The 725-nt window shown below is 44.3% G+C and carries 1 protein-coding gene; it reads left to right on the forward strand.

Going from position 1 to position 725, the window contains the following annotated elements; genetic code table 11:
• On the forward strand, window positions 1–697 hold a 697-nt coding region (locus tag VB775_RS22560), incomplete at its 5' end, for an IS110 family transposase (protein ID WP_323216967.1).
• Window positions 698–725: the final 28 nt, after the last annotated feature.

Raw genomic sequence — 725 nt, forward strand, 5'->3', positions numbered from 1 at the left:
TGAGTTAAGTCGGACAAAGACAGACCGTGCTGATGCCAAAGTGATTGCTAGATTTTGTGCAGCTTTAAAACCTGCTCTTTGGACACCACCACCATTAGAAATTGAGCAACTCCAAGCATTGGTGCATCGTTTAGACAGCTTAACCTCTATGCAGCAGCAAGAGCAGAATCGTCTTGCCACGGCTGACCCTATTTTGGTCGAGGCAATTAACGCTCACATTGATTTTCTCAAAGAGCAAATTGAAATGACCAAGCAATTGATCCGTCAGCACTTTGATCAACATCCTCATTTGAAATCTCAACGGGATTTGTTGACTTCCATTCCTGGTATTGCTGAACTGACCGCAACTGTATTACTGGCGGAAATTCGTGATATTTCGGCTTTTGATACTGCCGATCAGTTAGCTGCTTTTGCGGGGTTAACTCCCCGTGAGTTTTCTTCTGGTTCTTCGATTCATGGTAAGCCGCGTTTATCGAAAATTGGTAATTCCCGTTTGCGTAAAGCTTTGTTTATGCCTGCGATTGTTGCTCGTCGTTATAATTCGCCTATTGCTGCTTTCTGCGCTCGCCTTACAGCTAAGGGTAAGTCCAAAATGTCGGTCATTGGTGCGGTCATGCACAAGCTATTGCGACAGGTCTTTGGTGTTCTCAAGTCTCAGCGTTCTTTCGACCCAAATTTTGTCCAAATTCCCTCTTGACTTTTTGGTACTCAAGACAGTATCTACA

This window comes from Pseudanabaena sp. CCNP1317, assembly GCF_034931345.1.
Classification (GTDB): Bacteria; Cyanobacteriota; Cyanobacteriia; order Pseudanabaenales; family Pseudanabaenaceae; genus Pseudanabaena; species Pseudanabaena galeata.